20 protein-coding genes are annotated in these 25,108 nt (G+C 58.4%); 3 read left to right on the plus strand and 17 right to left on the minus strand.

Annotation, left to right across the window (positions count from 1 at the left end):
- Positions 1-4: 4 nt before the first annotated feature.
- The 4 genes from FNB15_RS03195 to FNB15_RS03210 form a co-directional block, all read right to left on the minus strand.
- Positions 5-3,106 carry a tetratricopeptide repeat protein gene (locus FNB15_RS03195; RefSeq protein WP_144067325.1) on the minus strand — a complete coding sequence of 1,034 codons (3,102 nt, stop codon included), beginning with the start codon at positions 3,104-3,106 and terminating at the stop codon, positions 5-7.
- Between the two features lie 307 nt (positions 3,107-3,413).
- Positions 3,414-4,415 carry a glycosyltransferase family 2 protein gene (locus tag FNB15_RS03200; RefSeq protein ID WP_144067326.1) on the minus strand — a complete coding sequence of 334 codons (1,002 nt, stop codon included), beginning with the start codon at positions 4,413-4,415 and terminating at the stop codon, positions 3,414-3,416.
- Positions 4,416-4,431: 16 nt separating this feature from the next.
- Positions 4,432-5,145, minus strand: a complete 714-nt coding sequence (locus tag FNB15_RS03205) for a transaldolase (protein WP_144067327.1) — start codon at positions 5,143-5,145, stop codon at positions 4,432-4,434.
- Between the two features lie 27 nt (positions 5,146-5,172).
- Positions 5,173-5,787, minus strand: a complete 615-nt coding sequence (locus tag FNB15_RS03210; RefSeq protein ID WP_185973695.1) for a class I SAM-dependent methyltransferase — start codon at positions 5,785-5,787, stop codon at positions 5,173-5,175.
- A gap of 219 nt (positions 5,788-6,006) precedes the next feature.
- Here FNB15_RS03210 and FNB15_RS03215 point away from each other — a divergent pair, with 219 nt between their 5' ends.
- Both FNB15_RS03215 and FNB15_RS03220 read left to right on the plus strand, forming a co-directional pair.
- The gene (locus FNB15_RS03215; protein ID WP_144067329.1) at positions 6,007-6,972 is read left to right on the plus strand and encodes a fatty acid desaturase family protein; all 966 of its coding nucleotides are present in this window, start codon (positions 6,007-6,009) and stop codon (positions 6,970-6,972) included.
- A 71-nt stretch (positions 6,973-7,043) separates the two neighbouring features.
- Positions 7,044-8,006: a class I SAM-dependent methyltransferase gene (locus FNB15_RS03220; protein WP_185973696.1), complete on the plus strand. Its 963-nt coding sequence runs from the start codon at positions 7,044-7,046 to the stop codon at positions 8,004-8,006.
- 7 nt (positions 8,007-8,013) lie between these two features.
- On the opposite strand, the gene FNB15_RS03225 is transcribed toward FNB15_RS03220, so the two are convergent.
- The 10 genes from FNB15_RS03225 to FNB15_RS03270 all read right to left on the minus strand — a co-directional run bounded on the left by FNB15_RS03225 (position 8,014) and on the right by FNB15_RS03270 (position 18,854).
- Positions 8,014-11,205 (minus strand): YfhO family protein, encoded by a 3,192-nt coding sequence (locus FNB15_RS03225; RefSeq protein WP_185973697.1) that lies wholly within the window; start codon positions 11,203-11,205, stop codon positions 8,014-8,016.
- 17 nt (positions 11,206-11,222) lie between these two features.
- Positions 11,223-11,816: a D-glycero-alpha-D-manno-heptose-1,7-bisphosphate 7-phosphatase gene (locus FNB15_RS03230; RefSeq protein WP_144067332.1), complete on the minus strand. Its 594-nt coding sequence runs from the start codon at positions 11,814-11,816 to the stop codon at positions 11,223-11,225.
- The gene (locus tag FNB15_RS03235) at positions 11,816-12,421 is read right to left on the minus strand and encodes an SIS domain-containing protein (protein WP_221932737.1); all 606 of its coding nucleotides are present in this window, start codon (positions 12,419-12,421) and stop codon (positions 11,816-11,818) included. The genes FNB15_RS03230 and FNB15_RS03235 overlap by 1 nt, the downstream gene beginning before the upstream one ends.
- Positions 12,418-13,125, minus strand: a complete 708-nt coding sequence (locus FNB15_RS03240) for a nucleotidyltransferase family protein (RefSeq protein WP_221932738.1) — start codon at positions 13,123-13,125, stop codon at positions 12,418-12,420. Before FNB15_RS03240 ends, FNB15_RS03235 begins: the two co-directional genes overlap by 4 nt.
- A complete protein-coding gene (locus FNB15_RS03245) occupies positions 13,122-14,108 on the minus strand; it encodes a GHMP family kinase ATP-binding protein (protein ID WP_144067333.1) in 987 nt (328 codons plus the stop codon). The genes FNB15_RS03240 and FNB15_RS03245 overlap by 4 nt, the downstream gene beginning before the upstream one ends.
- Positions 14,105-15,082 (minus strand): Gfo/Idh/MocA family protein, encoded by a 978-nt coding sequence (locus FNB15_RS03250; RefSeq protein ID WP_144067334.1) that lies wholly within the window; start codon positions 15,080-15,082, stop codon positions 14,105-14,107. Before FNB15_RS03250 ends, FNB15_RS03245 begins: the two co-directional genes overlap by 4 nt.
- A gap of 1 nt (position 15,083) precedes the next feature.
- A complete protein-coding gene (locus FNB15_RS03255) occupies positions 15,084-15,968 on the minus strand; it encodes an SDR family NAD(P)-dependent oxidoreductase (protein ID WP_144067335.1) in 885 nt (294 codons plus the stop codon).
- Between the two features lie 15 nt (positions 15,969-15,983).
- A complete protein-coding gene (locus FNB15_RS03260) occupies positions 15,984-16,706 on the minus strand; it encodes a TylF/MycF/NovP-related O-methyltransferase (RefSeq protein ID WP_144067336.1) in 723 nt (240 codons plus the stop codon).
- Positions 16,707-16,708: 2 nt separating this feature from the next.
- On the minus strand, positions 16,709-17,722 hold the full coding sequence (locus tag FNB15_RS03265; protein WP_144067337.1) for a fatty acid desaturase family protein: 1,014 nt from the start codon (positions 17,720-17,722) through the stop codon (positions 16,709-16,711).
- A gap of 175 nt (positions 17,723-17,897) precedes the next feature.
- Positions 17,898-18,854: a lysylphosphatidylglycerol synthase transmembrane domain-containing protein gene (locus FNB15_RS03270; RefSeq protein WP_144067338.1), complete on the minus strand. Its 957-nt coding sequence runs from the start codon at positions 18,852-18,854 to the stop codon at positions 17,898-17,900.
- Positions 18,855-19,010: 156 nt separating this feature from the next.
- Here FNB15_RS03270 and FNB15_RS03275 point away from each other — a divergent pair, with 156 nt between their 5' ends.
- A complete protein-coding gene (locus FNB15_RS03275) occupies positions 19,011-19,967 on the plus strand; it encodes an NAD-dependent epimerase/dehydratase family protein (RefSeq protein ID WP_144067339.1) in 957 nt (318 codons plus the stop codon).
- Between the two features lie 28 nt (positions 19,968-19,995).
- Here the strand turns inward: FNB15_RS03275 and FNB15_RS03280 are convergent, their stop codons facing one another.
- The 3 genes from FNB15_RS03280 to FNB15_RS03290 form a co-directional block, all read right to left on the minus strand.
- Positions 19,996-21,978, minus strand: coding sequence for a hypothetical protein (locus FNB15_RS03280; RefSeq protein WP_144067340.1), 1,983 nt, complete (start codon positions 21,976-21,978; stop codon positions 19,996-19,998).
- Positions 21,979-22,304: 326 nt separating this feature from the next.
- Complete coding sequence (locus FNB15_RS03285) at positions 22,305-23,381, minus strand: ABC transporter ATP-binding protein (protein WP_144067341.1); 1,077 nt, start codon at positions 23,379-23,381, stop codon at positions 22,305-22,307.
- Positions 23,382-23,390: 9 nt separating this feature from the next.
- On the minus strand, positions 23,391-25,106 hold the full coding sequence (locus tag FNB15_RS03290; RefSeq protein ID WP_144067342.1) for an ABC transporter permease: 1,716 nt from the start codon (positions 25,104-25,106) through the stop codon (positions 23,391-23,393).
- Between the last annotated feature and the right edge of the window lie 2 nt (positions 25,107-25,108).

The raw sequence follows: 25,108 nt of genomic DNA on the forward strand, positions 1-25,108 counted from the left end.
CGGTTCAGCGCTTCGTCATGCCCGGCCTACAAAACCGCACACGCAGATACGGGCGCACATATTCAAAGCGCACGAAGCCAAGCTGCATGGCCAATTCGCCCGGCGCCACGTCGCCGCGTTTCAGGTAACGCCGATAGATGCTCCGCGCTATGCGATAGGCAAGCGAATCCCGGCCGAAATTCATCCCCCCGTCATTGTCAGCCCCGGCCAGCACGACAGGCGCCGCCAGCTGTGACTGAGCCGTCTCGATGACGTCTTGGAAGGGAGCGGGAGGGCCAGAAAATGCAGAGGCCTCCGCAATGAACCGGTTCCAGTTCGGCGAAACTAGTGAAAGAACGAGTGCCTCGTCCGGTGAAACATAGTCGGACAGTTCAAGCAGCGGGTCGTTTTTGTCCAGATAGTAGAGGCTGCCGGTTTCTTCCTCGGCAAAATAGAAGGCTGCTGCAGAGGCGCGCAACTGATGCGCCAAGATCGGCAAGGTGAGGCTCGCAGCCTGCAGCATACCAGTCGATTGCGGCAACGACGCTATCCGCAGCATCTCGACTGGCGCACCAACCGCGAGGAGCTCTCTCTGTGCACCGCCTGCCGGAGCCTTGCTCTCCAGCAGGATTGGCCGTCGATCATACGTAACAATGTCGGTTTCGTGTCGGCCAGGCTTTGCCAGGCGTTTGACCAGGGCAGCGACGGACGAGATATCCGCCATGTCCGGCTCTGCCACAACGACGAACTTCGACTGAAGTTGCGGGATGACGTTCCCGATTGCCATCGAACTGTAGGCCATGATGCCTGCCTGCGGTACCGTCAGCAGCAGACTGGCCAGACCGGTCAAAGGCGAGGAGCGGCAATCCAGCACCGTATCGACGACCACAATCTCGACCTCGGGACAGGTTTGCCTAAGGTCGGCAAGCGAGCGGTAAATCTGTTCGCTGGCACTGATGCCGGCACCACACACTATCAGCGCTATCTTTGAGACCTGCGAACTGAGCTGCCGCAGCCCGAAGAAGCGCTCACCTGTCATTGTGAGGCAGCGGGACAGTGCATACCGCTCACGGCGCGCCAGTTCGCCTTCAATATCGAAGAACTGGACATGCCGCCTGGAAGACGCCGGTGCATCTCCCATTACATGCAGAAGCGTACCCAGTATCGGCGTCCACGCCTTCTCATTGGCGATGTTCCGGAGCATCGCCAATGCCGCCTTATGCCGTAACGGCTGCGTCGACAGGAGATACTGTGCATATCCGATACGGAAATGGATATTGCCTTCATCCAGTGCCAGGGCTGCGTCAAAATCGGCTTCGGCCGCAGGATCGTTCCCGAGAGCCCGCGCCCTGTAATAATGCAGCGACGCAATGATCAGGTCGCGAACCGCATCCAGGGCTTTCAGCGAACCTCCGAAAGCTTCCAGCCGCAAATCGTTACAAACCTGGCCATTAAAGTGGGAAGGATGGAAGTCATACGGCAGCAGATCGTCCTCAGCCTTGAGGTACAGCGTACCCGCCTGACGCAGCGCCAGCGTGGTTTCCAGCAGACGCCCGGCCTGCTGCCGCTCCGCCGTCGCCCCGAAATGATAAAGCGCACGAATGAGATTGAACCGCGGCGCCAGCGCTTCGGGCTGCATGGCAATGGCGCGGCCCCATGCCTCGATCGCCGCCTGCAGCAGGGCCGGCTGTGTGTTGCCGGCATTGATTAACCTGGCATATTCGATCAGATTCTCGCGGCCGGCATCGTTGAAACCGCCATAATCATCGATATTCGCGGCCAGTTTCAGATTGCTCTCAAGCAGTGTGGCGAGAGTTTCCGGATCACCATCGGCCGGTAGCCAGCCCTTCACGACGCATCCGCGCTTCTGCATCTGCGGCGCGGCGGTGCGGACCTGTCGCCCACTCATGCCGATAGCCGATTTTATTGCCGGCAGGGCGGCACAGAAGCGCATATACTGCGAACTCACGCGCGCGGGAGCAAAGGCCTCGCATACGGCGCGGCGTGTCAGCGCGGCGCGTCCGACGTAGTCTTCGGGATGTTTGGCGCAGTGGCGAAGGAAAGACGCCAGCTCGCTAGCCAGGCCGGACCAATCACCGAAATTGTATTTCAGCAGGGCCGCATTCTCGGGCAGATAAAGATGCACGGCCGAATCAGCCTGCACCAGACTCCAGGTTCCGAGACTAAGAGATTCCAGTGCACGCGTCGGCATCGTGCCGGAATGGCGAACAAAGCTCAGCGTCAGCTTGCTCCGGCGCGTCAGACTCTCGTATTCCGCAGGGCTGACGAAACCGTTGAGCAACATGCATTTCAGCTCGCCCTGCGCGGTAAGGCGCGTGATCAATTCGTTCTTGTCGTTGTGATAGTCCGACAAGACCGTGCCGGTCATCAGGATATCAATCGGACGCTCTGCGTAACCGGGAATATCCGACGCCCTGTCGAAAATGGTGAAAGCCTTTGGATAGGTGAGCACCTGGCTATCAGGAATTGCTCTGCGCAACCGCGCCCATTCCGTATGATCCAGTGTGAGAACCGTGTCGAACTGCCGGAGCCAGGGGATGACTTCCTGGCCATGAATGTCGAAATCGGAAGTATGCGCGATCTTGTGGAAGGGGGCCTCGGCAAGATTACGGGGCAGAACGTGCCACTCCGCCATTTCACTGACCAGGAAATCCGGTTTTGCCACGCGACGATAGAAATGATGGATGCTGGCATCGACACGGTTGGCGATGCCGTCGCCGCGCGGTGCATGGAACCAGACATTCGAAATCTCGAACCGCGGATCGGCGCTTGCACCGGCGAAGAGGCAGTGCGGCCCTCCACGATGATGCGGCAGAAAGCCAAGGACGCGTATCCGATCCTTTTCTAGTATCGCAGCCAGCTTGCTTGCGGCATCTGAAGCGGGCGCCTGCTGCAGCATCCGCGCAGCTTCATCGTCCTGCCCGTCGATCCAGAGCGCCAGAGCATGAAACAGCCGCGCCTCCGGCGCGTCCACGGCAGCCAGAGCCTGAAGTGCGGCAGCTCCGCCGCCAATCAGGCCGAATGCAGCTGCATCATAAAGATCACGTCCGGAAGACCGTGCTGCGGCAACAAGATTGCCGCCCGCAATATCGCGCGCGAATGACATCGCTGCCTGCCCCCACAGCAGAATGCTGAAACTAACCCCTATGTACTATTTAGAATTTATATAACTTGTACATATCCATCAATGGCTAACAACTTCAATTGGCACTACTTCCGATTTCAGTTTCCCACTTCGGACTGACGCTTTTGCGGCATCACTGTTAGGCGCCAAAAAACGACCAGAGCCGCAAAAGCGCCTTGAACAGGGCTGTGTAATAAAGGCCACGCCCGTCAAACCGGCTGACATATTCAGTGACATTCGTCAGCAGTACAAAAATAGTCGGAGTGAAGGCCGTCAGGATTGCTCGCCATCAAGACATCCGCCGCGCTCTGGTATCTTCAAGCAGTTGAATATTCACGGAGCGCTGCACGATATATTTCGGCCGGTGCTTAACCTCTTCATAAATCCGTCCGACATACTGACCGATCACACCAACCGATATGAGTTGTACGCCGCCGAGGAACAAGATCGAGATCAGAATGCTGGGTGTGCCGAGCGGGAAATCCTGTCCGAACACCGTCAACGCCGCAAGAACATACACCACGCCGAGGAAAGCGATCAGACTGATCGCCAATCCCAGGATCAGCGTCAGATCGAGCAAGAAGGTAGAGAAGCCGATCAGGCCGTTGAAGCCGATTTTCAGCGAGCCGATATAGCGATTATAGTGTCCCGCGCCATGTGCGCGGGCGTCGCGATCATACTCCACGAAAGCCTGGGAAAACCCGACGAATGCGACCAGGCCGCGGAGGAAGCCGTGCACCTCCTTGAGACCGCGCAGCTCTTCCACCACGCGCCGGCTCATGATCCGGAAATCACCCGTGTTGCGCGGGATACGGACATCGCCGACGGCGTTTAGCACCTTGTAGCCCAACCACGCCACCAGCAGCTTCAGGGCCGTTTCACCGTTCCGCTTCCTGCGCTTCGCATAAACCACATCGTAACCCTCCTGCATCTTGGCATGGAGGTCGGCGATCAGTTCGGGCGGATCCTGCAGGTCAACATCGATCACGGTGCAGGTATCGCCGGAACAGAGCTCGATACCAGCAGCCACCGCAGCAGGCTGGCCGAAACGGCGGCTGAACACCAGAAGTCGAATATTGGGGTTTTCGGCGATGGCTTGGGCAATCACGTCTTCCGTACGATCCGGCGATGGATCAAGACAGAAAAGAATCTCGTAAGTGCCGATTTTTTCCAGCACCGGCACTACCCGCTCCAAGAAGGGACGAATGTTGCCTTCTTCCTTGTAGACGGGCACGACGACGCTAATCGCAGGCCCTGCCGTGCCGGGGATTCTGGTCTGGGGGGTGGCCATCGTCGTTTCCATCGTGTCAGGCCAGCTTGTAACCGGCGGCCGTGGCATCCCGATAGAACATCGCCACCGTCTCTTGCGAATACTGGGTCAGGTCTTTTCCGACCAGCGCCAGCTTGGCGATAATATCCGAAGTTGCAGTGATGATATGGCATCCACAGGCATCGGCCTGAAACAAATTCAGCAGCTCGCGCGGGCTGGCCCAGAGAAGTTCGGCATTTGGATTGGACTTCAGGATAGCGACCGCTTCCGTCATCAGCGGCACCGGATCCACGCCGGTATCGGCAACGCGGCCGGCAAAAACCGAAACGATGGTGCGCGCTTTTGGGCTGACGGCCTCGGCAACGGCCCGCACCTGATCAAGTGGCATCATGGCCGTAACGTTCAGCGAGAAGCCTTCCGTCGAAAGTTTCCGGATCAGCGGCACGGTCGACTCGCCCTTGGTGTTCATGATCGGAATCTTGATATAGGTATCCCCTCCCCAGGCCGCGATGATGCGCGCTTCACGCTCCATGCCGGCGAGGTCGTCGGAAAATACCTCGAAGGAAATCGGCAGGTCGGGGATAGCTGCTATGGCTTCCCGGGCAAAGGCTTCATAATCGGCAATGCCTGCCTTCCGCATCAGCGTGGGGTTGGTGGTGAAACCGCTGACCCGCTTCTCCTGATAGGCCTGTCGCATTGGACCGATCTCGGCGCCATCCATGAAAAGCTTGATCTTGAATTTCTTGAGCATGTGTCTATCCGTGGATGAATCGTGTGGTCAGGCCGGCCGCGGCCGTGCCCGGAACGAGGCGAATGTGTGAAGGGAAAACGGGAACCTGTCCTGCCGGATATCCTGAAAATCCCGCAGCAGTTTTTCATACCCGTCCGCAGGTCGGATAAAATTGCCACGATCATGACGCAGGAAGAAACTACTAAGTGGCTTACCATCGGAGAAAATAGGTTCCGCAACCAGTAACTGGCCGGTAGGCTTCAGCACGCGCCGCACGCTGGCCAGGCAATCCATGGCAAGTTGGTCATCCATATGATGAAGAACGCCGACAAAGGTGGCGACATCGAAGCTGTGATCTGGAAACGGCAATGAGCGGGCATCATGGGCTATGTACTTGCCATGCGGATAATGCGCCGCAGCCCAGTTGATATACTGGGGAACAATATCGACGCCGGTATAGGCGTTGCGCTTCATGTCGATAAAGTTCGCGCCGCAAGTGCCTGTGCCGCAGCCGACATCCAGAATTGACAAGCCTCCCCCTGCCAACTCCGGAGCAAAATGCGTGCGTAGAGTGGAAAAGGTATTGCCGATTTTTTGCTGAAGCACAAAAACTGCAGGAATATCGAGTATTTTACTGATTTTTCTAGTAATACCCATCGCCATTGGCCGTAAGACCCCTTCCCCGTGACCGGGAATTTCTACCCGTTTCCCGTACCTCACGCAAACAGCCATCGTCCGTCATTCGCCCCGGGAAAGATCCGGTGCGTTTGCTTTAATCGCCGTGCCTCAAAAGCCAGTTCACCACAAAGCAGGCACATATTCACCCTTGCGGCCCACTATACAGCAAAATACGGTAGCCTCTGGAATCCCGAGGACAGGACCATGAACAGCGAGGCACCGCCGCAGCGTTTTGCGAGAGCAGAGTTGTTGCCTATTGTAAGGCGTTTGCCCCGCCTCCCGCTGCGGAATGCTCTGCTGACAACGGCCCACCTTCTTGCTGTGACCGCAGTCGTCGCCCTTGCGATTCAGACCCCGGCGTTATCCTGGCAAGCTCCCCTGATAATCATCCTGGTTGGCACGGCACAATACTGGCTGCTGGTCGCCGTTCACGAGGCCATTCATCAAGGCCTCCTCCCCTGGCGCGGCGCGAACAATCTCCTTGGCCGCATTTGCGGCGCTCTGATCACCTTCAATTTTGCAGCCATGCGGCGCAGCCACTTGATTCATCACCAGTCCGTCGGCACGGCAAGCGATCCGGATGCTTATCTGTTCGAGGATGCGGCAATCCTGGAAAAAGCCGGTGGATCGGTCTGGTTGTGGTGCCTGCTGGCGCCAATCGACTCTGTCCGACGCAGCCTTGGCCGAACCGTGGCGGCCGATGCCGGAGCATTTCAGGTTCCACTTTGGGACAAATTCGAATTCCTGATCCTGTTAGCTCTCACACAGAGCTGCGTTCTCGGCTTTTTTATATGGAATGAGAACTGGTCGGGTTATTTCGCATTCTGGATCCTGCCCCTGGTTGTCATTCCCGGCATTCTCAATCGAACTCGGTCAGTCGGCGAGCATGGCGGCCTGATCGATGCCGGCAGGTCCGAAGCGGAGTTCTCTCGAACGAATGCAGGCGGAATATTCAACATCTTTGAACGTGCTTTCCTTGCCCCTTTCAATTTCAATTATCACCACGAGCATCATCTCTTCCCACAGGTGCCGTATTACCTTCTTCCCTCGCTTCACCGTGAATTTATGGCTAATTCTCATTATGAAACGCGCGAAAATGCATTATCGCCATCCTATATGGAATCGCTCGCAGGACTGCAAAAACAACTAAGAAGCGGAGCAACACGCTGAACACTACAGTAGAGAAAGCTCAACAGGTCGCCGCCCGTGAAAGCTTCCAACTTGAGCATGACAACCTTTGTGTGATTTGCGGCCAGCGCAGCCATGTTAATGTGATTGGCGCCGTCAAAGAACATGAATACGAAAATACGACGGCGATCGCCTTTCCAGTAATTCAGTGTCAATGCGGGCACGTCTACCTGTTCCCCCGCCCTTCAATATCCGAACTGGGGCGCATCTATCCGCCGACCTACTATGCCTTTGGCGATGACAGCGAAGAGCCGGACTCCTGGGTTTTGAGAGCTGTAGCCCGCGGCAGAGTCAAGGCGCTGGAAACGCGCCTTGTACCATTTCTGCCGCAAGTCGCAGGCCGTCCTTTGCGAATCCTGGATATTGGGTGTGGTGAAGGAAAATTCCTCGACGCCATTAAAACCCTCATCCCTGAAGCGCAGACATACGGGCTTGATAGTTCGTCATCCGCCCTGTCACGCGCCGAACGCAAGGGGCACAAGATAATCCACGGCTTTATCGGAGAAGTAGAGATTGAGCCGCAATTTTTCGATGCCGTCATCTGCCTCCATGTCATCGAGCATGTTGCCAGACCCGATCAGTTTCTCAATGAATGCCGCAACCTGTTGCAGCCGGCCGGTGTGATGCTTTTCGAGACCCCGACCATCGATACGCTGGCGTTTCGCGTCTTTCGTTCCGGTGTCTGGGGTGGATACCACGCGCCCAGACACTGGCATCTCTTCAGTGCCAGCAGCTTCGCACGTCTGGCAGGCAAAGCCGGCTTGGACGTGAAGCATAACGAAACATACCCAATTGGCACTTTCTGGGTGTGGACGTTTCATGTCCTTGCAATGAAGTGGCTCCCAAGAAGTATTGCGGATACCATCTTCCCGCCCAAAGTAATCGTCGGACGCCGCTTCTATGATTTTGCGCTTCTCGCTGCCACATCGATTCTGGACAGCCTGATAAAGCTGAGCTCCAAGGCCGCCGGAGGCATGTGGATCATCATGACCCACCGCTCAGCCCCTCCCCAATAACTCCTCGTCAACCTATCGATACCGCAACCCCCTTCTTCGGCCGGATAAAGAAAAACAACCCCGCGACCGTCAGGATGAGCAGCAAGAAACCGACAAGAGTTATGCGAAGCCCCATCTTAAAATATGGTGGCGTGAACAACCATTCGACCTCATGGCGGCCTGCCGGAACAGGAATGGCCATAAAGGCGTGATTTGCGCGAACCACCGGCACTTCCTGCCCGTTCACGAAAGCGCGCCAGCCGCGATTATACCCATCGCCAAAGAACAACATGCCGGCCTGCGGCGCCTCTATAGTCATCGTCAACTCATGATGGCGCTTCTCTTCGTATTCGACTTTTCCTCCGCGGCCCGGTGAGGCAGGAAAATCCGGCCGGTAGCCCATGAGGAGCAGGCCATTCCGGGCTACAAAGTCAGGTGCCGCGATGCGATCCAGAACCTGATTACCATTTTGGTACACTTCGAAATTTGAGAAGAACATAAAGCGCGACAGAGCCGTAGGACGGATCTCCCGTCCCTGACGATAATTCGGGTCATAGCCGTTCCCAACAAGATCGTTCAGTACGGGTGAGGCGGCTTGACTGTAAAAGCCGGCCGCATTGAAATTTTCCGGTTCCAGGCGCCGGATTATCTCGCCCAGCAAAGCCGGAACATCGGAATTCAATCCGCCATATGACCGCAGGCCATATACCGACGGAATGTTGGATTGTAGTTCGCTTCCGCTCAGTTGAAGAAAAATATGAGGATAATTTACGCGGTAGTTTACGAGCTCGGGATCAAGCGGCTGCATCCATTCGCCGTCAAATCCCTGCTTCAGCGGATCATCATGATCCTTGTCATAGCCGAACGGCAGCAATTTCGGGCCGAATGCAAGTTTGGCTCCGTCATACTCGACAGTGCCGTTTGCCGGCACATAAAGATGCGGGCGGATGTATCTGGCAGTCGGCTCGACCTTCAGCGATGCCTCCAGCCATTGCCAGCGGCCGTTTCCGGAATAGGGCGGTGATCCACGGCCTGTCGTTCCATCTGTCAGCAGAATCTGCGGCAGGCCCGGACCATCAGATCGCGCCCAGACCCCAAAGCTCACGAGCACAGTGCGGTCTGGCGCAGGCCTGTCCTGATAAAGATTGCCTCCATTCACAGACTTCAGCTGCACGGCATACTCGCCACTCACCGGTGAAGGAATACGCGCGGCCGTCATCTCCCGCCCACCTAGAACCCAATCAGCAACACCCCCGCCACTGCTCCACTGTTCCATGGAAGGATTCTTGAGGAGATTCGGCAGCGCTTCCGTTTGCGATGAGGATTGAGGCCGAATAATGGAGTTGCGATCCGGGAAAAGGCGGTCCAACTTCCAAAAGGCTTCTGTGATCTGCCGGGAGTAATTGATGTTGTAAGGAACCAAGTCCACTACAGTTAGCGCCATCAGCAGCAGGAATACATTACCACTCGCCAAGCGTCCGGCTCGAAGTGCAGCGATACTCCCCATAATGATCAGTGCAAATATGATGTAACGCACCATCCCGCCGGCAGCCAGCTTTATCAAACTGGACGGATCAGGCCATGGCATCGACACCGGGAATGGGCCGGCGAGAATGGCGACCGTGAGCGCCAGCAATATCAGGCCGGTATAAGCCGGCCCCAAGGCACCCGCTTTCTGGGCAGCAAACACGGCAAGCCCTGCCAGGACGGCGAGTCCGATGTAGTAGAGTGCCGAAAACATCATCGGCGAAGGCAGCAGATCATAGATCAAGATCAACAGGGCTGTCCCTGCAAGGCCGGCAACCGCCATGACGTACAGGGCATACCGTTCGGGCCGGTACATCACCATGACATAGCTTAATACCATGCAGCCGATGATCGCGAGCAGAAGCCCGCGCAGCGGCCACAGCAAACCCGGCGCCAATACAATGCGCGGAATTATTGCAATGGCGACAAACAGAATAGGCGCTGCTGCCAATATGATGATTGCCCCCGCCGGCAACCGCCTGGAAGATTGTTCCAGATGCATGCCCATATAGCCAATCGCCATTGCCGCCGCGATTGGCAGCGACATTTTAGGGATGATCGTATGGACAAAGGGGAAGAACACGGCATCAAGAATGGTTGTGACCGGCGCAACCTGCAAAGACCAGCAAGCCGCGATCAACAGCCAGACGAGCCAGAAAATCGCCCGCTTGGGACGCCCTATAAGCGCGAGCAGTATCAGGCACAGGCCGACCACACCGAAATACGTGAAGCCATGAAACTGCGCGTGCCCTCCGTCGGAAGGCCAGAGCGCTCGAAAGAACGGCCTTGAATCGGTCGGCACTATTCCGAAGGATTCCGGGAAGGCCGCCATTGCCAGGGTATGTACCCGCCCGGGGATCGACTGAATCAGGCCATTCGCCTCGAAACGCGCGCCATCAAACATGATCGACAGACTGATCGGCACCCAGCGCACAGCCGTCAGCAGCAGGGCGGTAATGGCGGCCGAATAGAAAGTCAGGGTCGGAGCGATAGGACGCCACAGCGCCACGGAGTTCGGCCACCAGCGATAGAGAAAACAGATGGCAACAACGAGCAAAGACCCGAATTCATAAATGATATTCCCATCGAGGATGATGAGAGAAAAACACAAGACGAATAAGAGATAGTTCAGCAGCGCCGATCGCTTTTCCATGGTCCATATCAGGTACCCGCAGGCCGGCATCAGGAAAAAAAGCTGAACGCATGGATAAGTCGTAAGGCTGAGATATAGAAATCCACAGAGCTGATACGTCACCGCTCCGAAGAGCGCCCATTTATCATTCCGGATTTCTTCGCGAAAAAAGAGAAAGGCGAAAAACCCGACCGCCCATATCTCAAGAAAAACCCGGACCGTCTGCAAATAGAGATACCAGCTGGCAGGAAACAGAAACAGCAGCCAGTTGAATGGCGAATAAATCATGTTATGGGTGCTGCTGGAGAAGTCGATACCGGTCTGGATATACGGATTCCACAGACCAATATCCCCCGCCTTCAGTGACTTCACCGTAAACATCAGATTTGGAATCTGGTGATAATAGTTGTCGGTGCTGCCGACAAATATCCGGCCATTAAGCCAACCGGGCGATGTAATAAGCAGGGTGAAGAACAGAAAGACCAGTGCCGCAACTGTCTTCGGATGCCGCATCAGCAGCCCGGGGAAATCGGCAACTGCCTTATTCATATAGGCGATCATCTGTCCCACCTGCATCTCTATTTCCGGTCCGCATTTGCAACAATGATATCCGCCACGGCAGCGGCAAGATCTGCGGCCTGATAATCGGCAGTCGATATACCTGTTGCTGCAACCGGGTGATCCGGTGCAATGCGAATGGTCCGCACGCCCGCGGCATGGCCGCAGGCGACGTCAGTCTCCCGATCCCCCACCATCCAGCTGCGGCCGAGATCGATATTGAAACGACGCGCTGCTTCCAGCAGGGACGCTGGCGAGGGTTTGCGGCATTCGCACGGGCCGGAATAGCCCGGCTCGACTCCGTCCGGATGATGAAAGCAGACAAAGCTTTCCGTGAGTACGCCGCCGCTTTCCGCGATCAACGCCTCCACGCGCGCCTGCACGGCCTTCAGGTCATCCAGCGAACATTTGCCTTTCGCAAAACTCGGCTGGTTGGTGACAATGAACAGCCGAAAGCCCAGCGCGTTCAGCTGACGGATCGAGGTCATCGCTCCGGCGGCAATCGCAAGATCGTCGGGGTGTCGCGGCGCCTCCCATTCACCGGAGGACGCATAGTAGACATTACGGTTGATGACACCGTCCCGGTCGAGAAATACGGCCCGGGACGAGGACATTACCGTACGGCCTCCCACTTCATCTCGTTCTGCTTCAGATCGGGATGCGACACGATCAGATGCCAGACCACCGCCTGGAAAGCCTCGGCATGCGGCGTCACCGTCTCGGGGTTCACGGTCGGCACGATGACGCAGGCATCGGCCACCTGCGCCGTATAGCCGCCATCGCGGCCGACCACGCCAACAACCTTCGCACCCGCCGCCTTGGCGACTTTCAGTCCCTGCACGATATTGGCGCTGATATTCTTTTCCGCATTGCCGCCGCCGACGGAGAAGACAAACACGACATCCCGGCTGCCTACCTTGCTGACTTCCAGCCAGCGGGCGAAGACCGTTTCCCAGCCATCGTCATTGACGCGGGCGGTCAGCTCAGAAACGTTATCAGTCGGCGCATAGGATTCGATGGCCGCTATCTTGCGGAAGTCATTCACTGCGTGGCTTGCATTGCCGGCACCGCCCCCGACACCGAGGAAAAACAGCCGGCCGCCATCGGCACGCGTTTTTGCCAGAATCCGGACTATCTTGTCCACCTGGCCCTGGTCGATCCCCTGGGCGACCCTGCAGACTTCTTCCATATACATGGCTGTGTACGCACTGATCGTCATATCGACTGACTCCTCAGATAAATATCCGTTTCCGCGAGGCCCTGCTGCGAACCAATTTCGTAAAACCGTTCACTGACCTCATATCCCATCAGCATCTTGCGTTGCACCAGATCGGCGAAAACCACATAAAGGTCGAAAGGTGCCGTATCGGCATATCCTGAGAAAGCCTCTCTGCGGAAACCGCTGAGGCCGTAATCCACATGGCTCATCGCCGGCGTCGGATTGAACTTGTCGTAGCGATGCAGCATCGCGCCATCGAATTCGACATTGCTTTTTTCCCATCGCCCTTCATTGCGGAAGACTGTCATGACGCCAAGCGCCTCGCTGGTGCGGAACGCTTCAACGATTGGCGCAAAGGCGCAGGGCAGATAGGAATCGCCATACATCACCAGAAATAAATCTTCGACCTGTGGCAGAGCGCGGACCAGCGCGCCCCCGGTCCCTAGCAGTGCCGGCCCGTCCGGAGAATAGGAGACCCGGATGCCGAAGCGCGCACCATCGCCCACGAAATCCTCGATCATCTCACCCAGGTAACCGGTGCAGATCACAACCCGGTCGATCCCCTCACCGGCCAGCAGCCGCAACTGGTGTGCAATGAACGGCTCCCCCCCGACGTCCAGCAGGGCTTTCGGCACCTTTTCTGTCAGCGGACGCATGCGCGTGGCAAGCCCACCGGCCAGCAGAATCAGTGGTGGCATGGTCATTGTGCCAGCACCTTGGTTCCCTCGAAATCGAAATGGAACCGCACTTCTTTCAGACCAGCTGCCAGCAGGGCGTGGCGCAGCCGCGTCTTGTCCGCGCTGTAGAACATCAGGAAACCGCCGCCACCGGCACCGATCAGCTTGCCACCCACTGCACCGTTGCGCATGGCCAAGTCGTACCATTCGTCGATCTGCGGGTTCGACATGGCACCGGAGCGCTTTTTCTTGTACTGCCAGTGCTCGTGCATTAACTGACCGAAGGCGATCAAGTCGCCCTGTTCCAGCGCATCCTTGCTACGCAGGCCAAGGTCCTTCACGTAATGCAGGTTCGCCACCATCGCACCGGCATCGGCCTTGGATTTCGTCTGATCGTCCTGCTGCTTGAGGATATCGGCGGCACGGCGCGAATAGCCGGTGAAGAACATCACCAGGCCATCCTCCAGATTGTGCCGCGTCTCCTCACTTATGGCCAAGGGCCAGGCCTTCACCTTGCCATCCTTCTGGAAGCGGAAGCATGTGATGCCGCCATAGGCAGCGATATACTGGTCCTGCTTGCCAATCGGATCCTTCAGACGCTCGATCTCGATATGACAGGCCTGCTCGGCCAGCTCTTCGGGATGGACGATATTCCGCTTCAGGCTATGCAGCGCCTTGAGCAGTGCCGTGGTGAAGCTGCCGGAAGATCCCAGTCCGGTTCCAGCCGGAATATCAGCCATGCTGGTGATTTCCATGCCGCGCCCGTCCAGGTTCACCAGATCTAGTGCTTCACGGATGATCGGATGCTCCAACTCCTTGGCGTGGCTAACCTTCTCCAGCTTGGAATACTTGACGATGAACTCGTCGAAGAAGGTCCGGTGAATGGTGATGTAGACATACCGGTCGATCGCAGCGGCGATCAGGAAACCCTCATGGTTTTCATAGTAGGATGGAAGATCTGTGCCGCCGCCACCCAGGGTGATGCGAAGCGGGCTGCGCGTGATGATCATTTCCCACTCCGCCCGTATGTCGCATCGATGATGGCATGCATTGCCACCGCATCGTCAATATCGCCGACCGGACGACGGCCTTCCGCAATGGCGGCAGAAAAATCACGGTATTCACGGATCCATGAATCGTCCGGGAAGGGATATTCCCAGCTGGCGGTCTCCGGCGGTCCCATTTCGGGCAGCATTTTATGATAAGTCAGCTTTTCCACCCCGTACGAGCCCCCCAGCCCTTCCACGGTCAACTTGCCGTCGCGGCCATAGATTTCAAAACTGAATATGTTCTTCCACTCGCTCCAGCTTGCATGGAGCCAGGCCATCTCGCCTTTGGGGCCGCGCAGAGCCAGAAAGCAGTTGTCGTCGACAGAGATGTTCCAATAGCTGGTCAGCGCCGCACCGTAATCCAGCGTGACGTCGCCCAGGAACCAGCGTGACAGGTCGATCAGATGTGCCCCCTGATCGATCAGCTCACCGCCACCCGAAATCTCCGGCACGCAGCGCCATTCCTTATCGTAACCAACCCGTCCACCATGGCCGTATCGTCCACGGATAAACATCAGGGGACCAACCGCGCCTGTGGCGACCATTTCCCGCGCCTTCCACAGGCCGGGATGGAAGCGGTGATTGAAGCCGACCTTGATCAGCCGATTATGCTTCCTGGCCTCGGCTGCCACTGCCGAAACCTCGGCGCCGTTCAGCCCCGCCGGTTTTTCCACCAGGACATGTTTGCCGGCCTGCACGGCCGCAATACTGACCGGTGCCAGCAGGGCGTGAGTCGTGGCCACCACTACGATATCGCAGTCCGCCTTTACGGCTTCCTGCCAGTCCATTGCCACGCGCGCACCCGTGCTGCGCGCCAGAGCAGCGGCGCGTTCGGTATTGATGTCACAGACTACGGTGACAGCATGACCTTCCACGAGGGCAGCCGCCGCTCGCTTGCCGCCGATCAGCCCGCAGCCCACAATTGCCAGGCGCATCTCAGTTTCCCCAAGTCAAGCCGCGATCGGCCGGTACGATACGGCGCAGCGTGTAGATATCCTTCGCCTGCAGATCGTCGATATGCTCCGCCAGCGACGGCCAGGGATCCCATACGGCGGATATCAGCTTGCCCGTTATGCCATGGCTCCGGGGTGAAGCGAGGAAAGCGCACAGATCGGCGGCACGCCCCAGCGTATCTTCCGTGCCCGCTGCAGCCGTTTCCACGGCCTGGCGTTCCTTCGCATTGACGCCGGCGCCCGCCGCGAAGATTTCGCGGGTCATCCGCGTCAGCGCCGCTCCCGGTGCAATGCAGTTGACGTCGATGCCTGTGTCACGGGTTTCGACAGCCAGACATTCGCAATAGCGCACCAACGCTGCCTTGGTGCTGGCATACGCGGAGAAGTCGGCGCGCGGCGCCGTCGCCCCACCGCCCGAAAAGCAGATGATCTTGCCCCCGCCTCGGGCCGGCATGGCAGCCGCGGCGGCATTGCAAAGCGCAATCGCGGCGAAGAGATTCACTTCAAAGGCCGCCCGCATTTTCAACGGATCGTTGTTCCAGGCGGGACCGATCGGTCCCTGCACCGCGGCGGCGTGTACCAGGATGCCGATATCCTGCTGCTGCAGGGCCAGCGCGAGCTGCTGCTGGCCAGCGTGCTGCCCCAGATCGGCCGGCAGCAGATCGATGCGCGTCGCACCAGGCACAGCCTGTTCGAGCCTGGCGCGGGTCTCGGCCAGGCGCAGTTCGGATTGGCCGCTGAGCAGCAGATGCACGCCCTGCCGGCGCAGCGCCGCCGCCACAGCACCGCCGAACGCACCCGATGCGCCGGTCACCAGCGCTGACGTCGCACCGGCCTGCCATTTCGCATTGAAATCTGTGCGATCCATCTCAGCTGCTGACTCTCAAGCCGCGGCAGATCGGCCGATGGCCGTGATCTGCACCGCAACCTGAATGCGCGAATAGGCCAGATAGCTGTATGTCACATCATGTGCCGTGACGAATTCCTGGAAAGCCCTGAACTCATGCTTCTGCCAATTCGGGTAGCCAAAATACTCGTCGAAAACGATGACGCTTCCCGCCTGCAGGCGCGACCGCAGTAAATCGAAAATGGTTTTCGTCGATGAATAGAGATCGCAGTCCACATGCACGAAGGAAACCGGTCCCTCGTTGCGGTCCAGCCATGCGGGCAGGCTCTTGTCGAACCAGCCTGGATGCAGCCGGACGTTGGCTGGCACCTTGGGCAGACGGCCGTCCAGATTGAAGGTGCCTTTGTCCATCGTATAGCCCGACCAGCTTTCTGGCAGTCCCTCGAAGCTGTCAAAACCATTCACGCCGTCCTGCGGCTGATGTTTGGCGATATAGCGGATCGTGCCTCCACGAAACACGCCGAATTCCAGGTAATGCCCATTCCTGGCGGCTTTCTTCAGCGCGACATCCAGAACGCCTTTCGCCGTGTAGCAGCCCAGCGCATCGGACATGTTGTCCTTGATGTATTTTACGGTTTCAGCAAGCGCCAGCTTCTGCATTTCCCGGACGGGATGCAGATGGGCGAAATCGACGATTTCCTGAATTTCGCAAAGCAGCCGCTGCACGAAGGTCTTAAGTGAGAAGCTCGCAATAAACAATGTTATCTCCCGAACAAGGCGGCAAAGGCACGCCGGTATGTGGCAGGCGCGCCGACAAGCACCGCGCCCAGATCGGTTTTGCCCAGAAACGCCTCGAAATCGGCAAGCCGTTCATAGGGGATGGATGGCTCAAGATGATGCAGGAGATGGCGGTCAAATCCTGCCCCGCCAAATGTCGCACTGATCGGGCCGGCAACAAACATCCTAGATGTCGCCGCCCATGGCCCGCTTCCGTCCTGGATGCCCGTTGCCGCTGCCGTGACGTCCGGGCGATGCTCTAGCATGAGGCGCAGATCGGTCAGCAGCGGAAAAACGATGCCCCAACAGCCGAGCCAGGCCAGCACGAAGATCCATTCACCCTGCAACGCGGCCACCAGTACCAGCAAGAGATGAACCGTCACGCTGAAAAGGCGGAAGCCAGGGAAGGGGCGGCCCGGCACAAAGCCGGCATCATCCTTCGCGGCCGGGGTACCAGCCAGCTTGCGTAGGAAACGAAGCCCCGACAGCGCGCCTAGGAAAAAGGGCAGATCGAGACGCTCAATGTAGGAATTCTCCGGATCCCTGTCGGTCCCCAGATGTGCGTGATGCCGGAAATGGACTGTGCGGTAGGTCTGGATATCGTAACCGAACCAGAGCCCGAACAGGGCCGTCGCCAGACGATCGTTCCAGGTGCGATCTGCTGCTAGATTGTAGTGTGATGCCGCATGCAAAAACAGCGACAGGTAATGGAGGCAGTACCCCAGTGCAGTGCCGAACAAGACGGCCGATAGCAGGATGGCGGAAACACTGGTGACAGGCAGCCAGAGTGCACCACCAATCAGTGCCACCAGCGCGCCATAACCGAAACCAATATCCCGCCATACCACTAGGTAACGGGGCTTCAGGCTGGCGCGAAACTGCCGGTATTCAAGTCCATCCACGTTGCGCAGGGTGGATAGCCGCCGTGCATAGTCCTTGATTGCCAGAGCCGTAGGCTCCGCCGTGACGCCAGCCGAGTTTTGCGACCGGTCCCCCATGAATTCCCCAGATCCTCTTTACACCCGCTCGCCCCATACGCGGTCCGGCAATGCCATCGCATGAACTGCCGCCCCGGGCAACAGCAATTACTTTACCATATGTCGTGCCATTGGCCCTGCTCCGCACCCATTCCAACTCACTCGAATAATCTACTTATAATAGAATTAAAGTCTACTATATTGCTACTTTCCGACGCGGCGCGGCGAGTACCCACAGGAGGCCACCCGGCAGGGCCAACAGCGTTGTCAGCAGACCAAACAGGACCGAGATCACCAAGGCATTTTCAGCCGGAATTCCGACAATGGCCAGGGCGGTCACCAAGGCGACCTCGCGGGCACCCCAGCCACCGATCGAGATCGGCAATGAGACAACCAAGATGACCGGCGGCACCAGCGCGAAACAGGCCAGTACAGTGATATCGGTACCGATCGCCAAACCGAGCAGGTAAACCTCGATCACCACGAGGCTGTTGCCGAAAATGCTGAGCGCCAGGGCGAGCATGGCCGTGCCAGGTGCCCGAAGGATGCGGAGCATATCCTCAATGATGCCGCCAAGCCATACCAGCATCTTCCGCTGCATAAGGCGGGCAAGAACTGTAGCAGGCAGCAGCGTCAGCAGCAGGCCACCGACCAAGCCGCCAATCGTGACGAACCAGAATACCTCTATCCCGGGGATACGCGGCGCACCAGGAACAAGCGATATCACCGATACCATCAAAAATAGGGACGCGACCATAACCCCGCGTTCCAGAATGACGCTGCTGGCCGCAATCCGCAGTGACACCCCGGCTTCGCGGATTTTCAACACGCGCACCACATCGCCGCCGATCATGCCCGGTAGGAAAAGCGCTGCGAAAAAACCGATCCAGAAAATGCTGAGCGCCTGCAGGAAGCGGATATGGCCACCGATCGCATTTACAAAAATCCGCCAGCGGAAAGCCGCCATCGGGTATTGCAGCAGCTTCCACAGGACTGCGGCAAAAGCCCACCAGGGAGAGATGGTGGCCATCACCTGAAACACATCAGCCCATTCGACCTGCTCCATCAGATAAACGAAGAAGGCGATGGTCAGTAATGCCTTTGCAATAAACCCGAGGCCCTTCCTGCCGCTTGTGACTTTCCCGGCCAACATTCCTGCTTGTCCCCCCTCGGAGTAAGGGCTTGTGGGGTGCCCCTGAGCTAAGCTATCAACGATTCCATGTAGGAATGCAGCCTAACAGAGCCTTCCGCCAAAAACGAACCTTCCGCAGCGGAGAGCCGCAGCAGGTTCGATCCAGAAAGACGCATCATGCACTATCTTGTCACCGGGGGCGCCGGCTTTATCGGGAGCAATCTCGTAGATCACCTTCTGGCCCGAGGATTTCGTGTCACCGCCTTTGACAATCTCTCTACCGGCTTCGAACAGTTCCTGACCGAGGCCCGAAAGAATCCGAATTTCCGCCTTATCTGCGGCGACCTGCTGGACCGACAGGCACTGACTGACGCCATGCGCGGCGTCGATTTCGTGTGCCATCTCGCGGCGAATGCCGATGTCCGCTTCGGCACCGAGCATCCGAACAAGGATCTGGAGCAGAATACTATTGCCACCTTCAATGTGCTTGAGGCGATGCGGCAAAATGGTACCCAGCGCATAGCCTTCGCCTCAACCGGCTCGATCTATGGTGAACCGGAAACCTTCCCCACGCCGGAGACCGCTCCGTTCCCGGTCCAGACCTCGCTTTACGGCGCGTCAAAACTCGCCTGCGAAGGCCTTATCCAAGCCTACTGCGAAGGCTTCGGCTTCAGAAGCTGGATCTTCCGTTTTGTGTCGATCCTGGGCGAGCGCTATACTCACGGCCACGTCTTCGACTTCTCCCACAAACTGTCCTGCGACCCCACGCGCCTGGAAATCTTGGGAGATGGCAAACAGCGCAAGTCGTATCTCTACGTCCATGACTGCATCGACGCCATCTTCACCGCATTGGATAAAGCTGATGGCAAGGTCAACATCTTCAATCTCGGGCGACCGGATGTTGTCGAGGTGAAGACATCGGCCGGCATTATTTCCGATACATTGGGCGTCTCCCCTGAATTCTCCTTTACCGGCGGAGAGCGCGGCTGGATTGGCGACAGCCCCTTCATCCTCCTGGATATCGCAAAAATCACCAGCCTGGGCTGGCAGCCACGTCACAGCATTCAGGACGCCATCGTCCGTACGACGCAATGGCTGAAGGCAAATCAATGGGTATACGAAATCCGCAAATAATCCGCTGACCGCCTGGCCTGCAGCCACATCAGGCCTGCAGACCCTTTGCGATCAGCCGCTCAGCTTCAGGTACACTTCTGGCAATCCGGACTTCCTGCGGCAGATCGTCCCCTGATGTACTCAGGTCAATCCCGCCGAGACGATGCGGGATAATGAAGATACCATTCTGGAACAGGACCAGATTGCATCCGTCTACGCTTTTCAACAGCTTTGGCGTGAGCTGTAACGAACGCCGTGCCATCAGCCGTTCGTGGACACGTTCGATATCTGCATCCGCGATCCAGCCTTCGCTATCCTGTTCCGCCTGAGGCAAAGCGGTAACATCCACCTTGCCCAGGGCCCAGGGCAGACCGAAATAGCGGCCGCGATAGTAAACGATATTGGCTTCCAGATAGTCGACGCTCTCGATCAGGTGGGGTGGCTGGCTTGCTTCACCTTGCTGCACCAGATGGTCTATCTTCGACCGCGCCTGCTCGATCGTCGTGCCGACGTGATACCGTCGCAGGCTGTCCAGATGCCCTGCCGCATTTACGCCCTGCGGAATGGCATGAAAATACTCGGCGATCCGCACGATATTGTAACCGCAATAGGCTTCGATATTCTTCGGGAGCACCGCAAGTGTGGCCAGCCAAGCTGGCACGTCGTCCACGCCGACGGGTTGCAACGCTTCCTCTCCGCGCGGCGCCTTGTCCACTTTGGCCAGCAGCGGCGCCGTTTTCATATCCTGTAGTACGCTGGCCGGCACCAGATCGCGTCGTGGATTGAATGCTGCCGCATCCGCAGGCACGGCAAACAGCCGCCCGCCAATCCAGCACAAGATATAACCACGATAGCGATGCAGGCTGCCGTAAGGCAGTTCGGCCATATCGCTGGCCGTACCGACCGCTGCCTCAACCTGTTTCGTTAGCTTCAGCGAACGCCTGCGCCATTCCGCGATATGTGCAGGCGTATATCTATCGGAGAAACCAGCAGCAGTGTCGTATCCTAATGGCAGCATTACGTCGTCGCGCATCGCCTCGATCAGGGACCAGTGTGCCGTATTGAAATAGGCCTTATGCGCACCGATCTTTCCCTTGAAGAAGGTTTCGCTGCGTTCGAGCGCAATCGATTCCGCAAAATACTCCGGCCGGCCGGGGACATGCAGTTTGAGCTGCAGCGACCAGATGCAATGCCGCTGTTCTCGGGCATCGCCACCGCCGCGGGCACCCACCAGCTCCTCGTAGGAAACAGGAATGATATTGGGCAGATGCACCCACGGCACATAATGCCGCATCCGCTTGCGCAACGAATCGAGGATCGGATCTTCGTCGATAATCCGCAGTAGCAGCTCTTCGTCCGAAAACTGACGGGCATAATAGGCCAGGGCCGTCTTTTCCCGACGCTTGTAGTAATTCATCTCCGAAACGGCAATATCGCAAGGGTTGCGATACATAAAGACCGCCGGCGTGGCGAAGAAGGGGTGATCGGCGCCACCGCGCGGCGCAGCCGCCAGGCGGCGGAAAAAATCTTCTGCCGGCATATGCGTATGCGCATGGCCCAGACTTTTCCATTTGCTCGGCGCGGGCGGCTGATCGTCTGTCAGGTAACCCTGCTCGTCGTGGAATAGCCGCATGTCGCGCAGCAGATCGTAGAGCATATGCGATCCCGATTTCGGGACCGTGATCACATAAAGCCCCCGCTGCCGACAGTAATGCGGTGTCACAGGCGCCAGAATACGAGCCGGCCGGTCGATGAAGTGCATCAGCAGACCGGAAAGAGCGGCCGCATCCGGTTCCGGCAGTAGCAGCAGCTCGTCTGCCCCGCCGGCAAGGGGCGGTTCCCCGGAAACATCGACCGATAGCGTATCGCCAAACCTTTCCGACAGGAATTGCGCGATGGCCTCTCGCTCCGCTGCCGCACCCGCGACAATCCGCACCCGCGCGGGCCGGACGCCATAGGAGGCGATCGCGTCAGCATAGGCTGCCGGCTTGTGCTCACAGAAATCCAGCGAATACAAAATCCGATCGGTCAAATTCTGCTCCTCATCGGCACTCCGACTTGTATATCAAAGCGGCATACCAGATGCACGCCACAGGGCAACACGCACCCATTAACAATTTGAACCGTAAGTGTTTTTTTACCGAATGCAATGTCACAGAACAGTGCCGCCTGCATGGGTGGCAATGAATAGCCCCGGCAAAGTCCTCTGCCGGGGCTTTGCTACCGGGTTCATTACCGAATCCGGCGCTTCACTGCCTGTACCGTCCCAGCGAGATCGCGGTTTAACATTTGGGCAAGCGCCACCATCTCCACTATATGATCACGGTAGACTAGCATCTGCAGATCAGACGGCTAACTTCAACATTCCGTAAGATAGATCGCGTGCTGCGGCATCAGATCCAAGTCGACAGCGTCGCCAATTTCCCGTGGCGTTTCCATATCCACGCCCGATACATCCACCTGCAACTCACCCGTTATGGTCGCCACACAGTAGCGCATGCTGCTGCCGAGAAATTCGCGGTCGGTCACCCTGCCTGACAACCGCACCCTGCCCTCGACGGATCGAGACTGATCGGAAGCCAGCAGGATACCTTGCGGTCGCAGCACCAGCTGCGCATTACTCGGCGTACCGGCCGGAACCGGCAGAGCCTGCCCGTCCGTCAGTCGATAAAATCCCCCATCGACGTGACCAGCCAGGACATTCGCTGTACCGAGGAAATTGGCCACGAACAGGTTGGCGGGTCGGGCAAACAGCTCCATTGGCGCTGCCACCTGCTGCACCACGCCAGCATTCATCACGGCAATGCGGTCGCAAACGGTATTTGCCTCTTCCTGGTCATGCGTCACGAAGATCGCCGTGATGCCCAGGCTACGCTGAAGGTCGCGCAGCTCGCGGCGCACCTGGACGCGCATCTTGGCATCGAGATTCGACAGCGGCTCATCGAGCAGCAGCACGCGCGGTCGCACCGCCAGCGTACGCGCCAGCGCCACGCGCTGCTGTTGTCCGCCAGACAGCTGTGACGGTCGGCGGTCGCCCAGCGCGCTCAACCCCACCAGCTCAAGCATCTCGCCGACGCGCTTCTTGATCTCTGCTGAAGCCAGCCGGCGCTCCTCCAGCCCGAAGGCAACATTCTCCGCCACCGTCATATGCGGCCATAGCGCATAATTCTGGAAGACCAGCCCGACATCGCGCTGCCAGGGCCGCAGGTCGGTCACCTCGCGATCGCCAATCAGAATCCGCCCGCCCTGGGCATGGGCAAAGCCGGCAATCAGCCGCAGCAAGGTGGTCTTGCCACAACCCGACGGACCGAGGAAAGCGAAGAACTCGCCGGGCTGCACCTTCAGGCTGACATCCTTCAGGACCGCATTCTCGCCATAGCTGAGCGAAACGTGGTCGACGGTGACGGAAACAGGCGTGATGGCGTCGATGGTCATGCAACAACCTTAGCGAATGGCGCCGGAGCGGCGGCGATGCCGCTCGATCAGCAGATGCGAGATGAAGGTGCAGGCGGCGACCAGAATCACCGCGATGATGCCGAGTGCGGCACCCGGGCCACGGCCGGCCGGCGACTGCATGAAGACATACAGCCCGTAGGTGAGCGGCGCATCGGCATTCGACTGCACCAGCATGATGGTGGCCGAGAGTTCGACGGCGGCCGTGGCGAAACTTGTGACGAAACCGGCCAGGATGCCGCCGGTCATCAGCGGCACGATAATGCGGCGGATCACCCGTGCCTTGGTGGCACCGAGATTCTCGCCCGCCTCCTCCAATGCCTCGCTGACCTGCTGCAGGGCTGCAAAGCAGGCGCGCAGGGCATAGGGTAGACGCCGCACGGCCAGCGCCAGCACGATGACGATCCAAAGCGTGGCCAGCGGCGTGCCGTCGGGCAGCGTGATGCCGTAGAAGCTGCGCAGATAGCCGATGCCGAGCACCACGCCCGGCACAGCCAAAGCCGCCATCGCGCCGTAATCGAGCCACTGCCGGCCGACCAGCTTGGTCCGCAGCACCAGATAGGCAATCGCCACGCCCAGCACGATGTCGATGGCGGCGGCGAGGCCGGCATAGAGCACGGTGTTTTTCATATACACCGCGCTTTCCTCGAACACCTTGCCATAATGCGCCAGCGTGTAGGCATCGGGCAGCGGGCTGAAGGACCAGACGGTGGCGAACGACAGCAGGGTCAGTGCGATATGCGGCGCCAGCACCAGCAACAGAATGGCAATCACGGTGCCATAGGCGGCAACGGCCTGAACAGGCCCGAGCTTGCGGCGATCCAGCCCGCCGCCACCACGCTGGGTAGTGGCATAGTCGCGGCCACGCAGGGCGAAAGTGGAAGCCCACATCGAGAGCAACGAAAAGACGATCAGTACCACCGAAATGACATAGCCCATCGGATCGGCAATGCCGATGGACGTGACGCGCAAATAAGCCTGCGGCGCCAGCATGTCCTTCACGTTGAGCAGCAGCGGCGTGGCTAAATCGTCGAATACCTTGATGAAGACCAGCGCCGCGCCGGCGATATAGCCCGGCATCGCCAGCGGGAAGACGATGCGGCGGAACAGACGGATGCCGCTACAGCCCAGGCTCTGTGCCGCCTCTTCCATGCTGCGGTCGATGTTGTTCAGCGCTGTCGTCAGGTTGATCAGGATGAAGGGGAAATAGTGGATCGCCTGCACCAGCACCACGCCGTTCAGGCCCTCCATAAATGGAATGGTGATGTCGAAATGATCCTGCAGCAGCAGGTTGATCGTGCCGTTGCGGCCGAACAGCAGCTGCATCGCCACCGCGCCGACAAAGGGCGGCATGATCAGCGGCACCACGCCGAGCGTCTGAATCAGTAATGCGCCGCGGAATTCGAACCGTGCGGTGATATAGGCGAGCGGCAATGCGATCAGCGTGGCGACCAGCACCGACATGCCCGAGACATAGAGCGAGTTCCAGAACGAGCGGACGAACAGCTCGGTATTGAAGAAGTCGACGAAATTGACCAGGGTGAAACCGCCGCCGCCCTTGGGCTGGAAGGCAGCGATCATCACCTGCGCCACCGGCAGGGCCAGGAACAACAGCAGGAAAGCGGCAATCGCGACGGCAGCCACAATCTGGCCCGCCGTCGCATTGCTGCCCGCCCGCCGCAGGCGGGGAAGCACAGAGGTCAGCATCG

The organism is Ferrovibrio terrae, assembly GCF_007197755.1.
Classification (GTDB): Bacteria; Pseudomonadota; Alphaproteobacteria; order Ferrovibrionales; family Ferrovibrionaceae; genus Ferrovibrio; species Ferrovibrio terrae.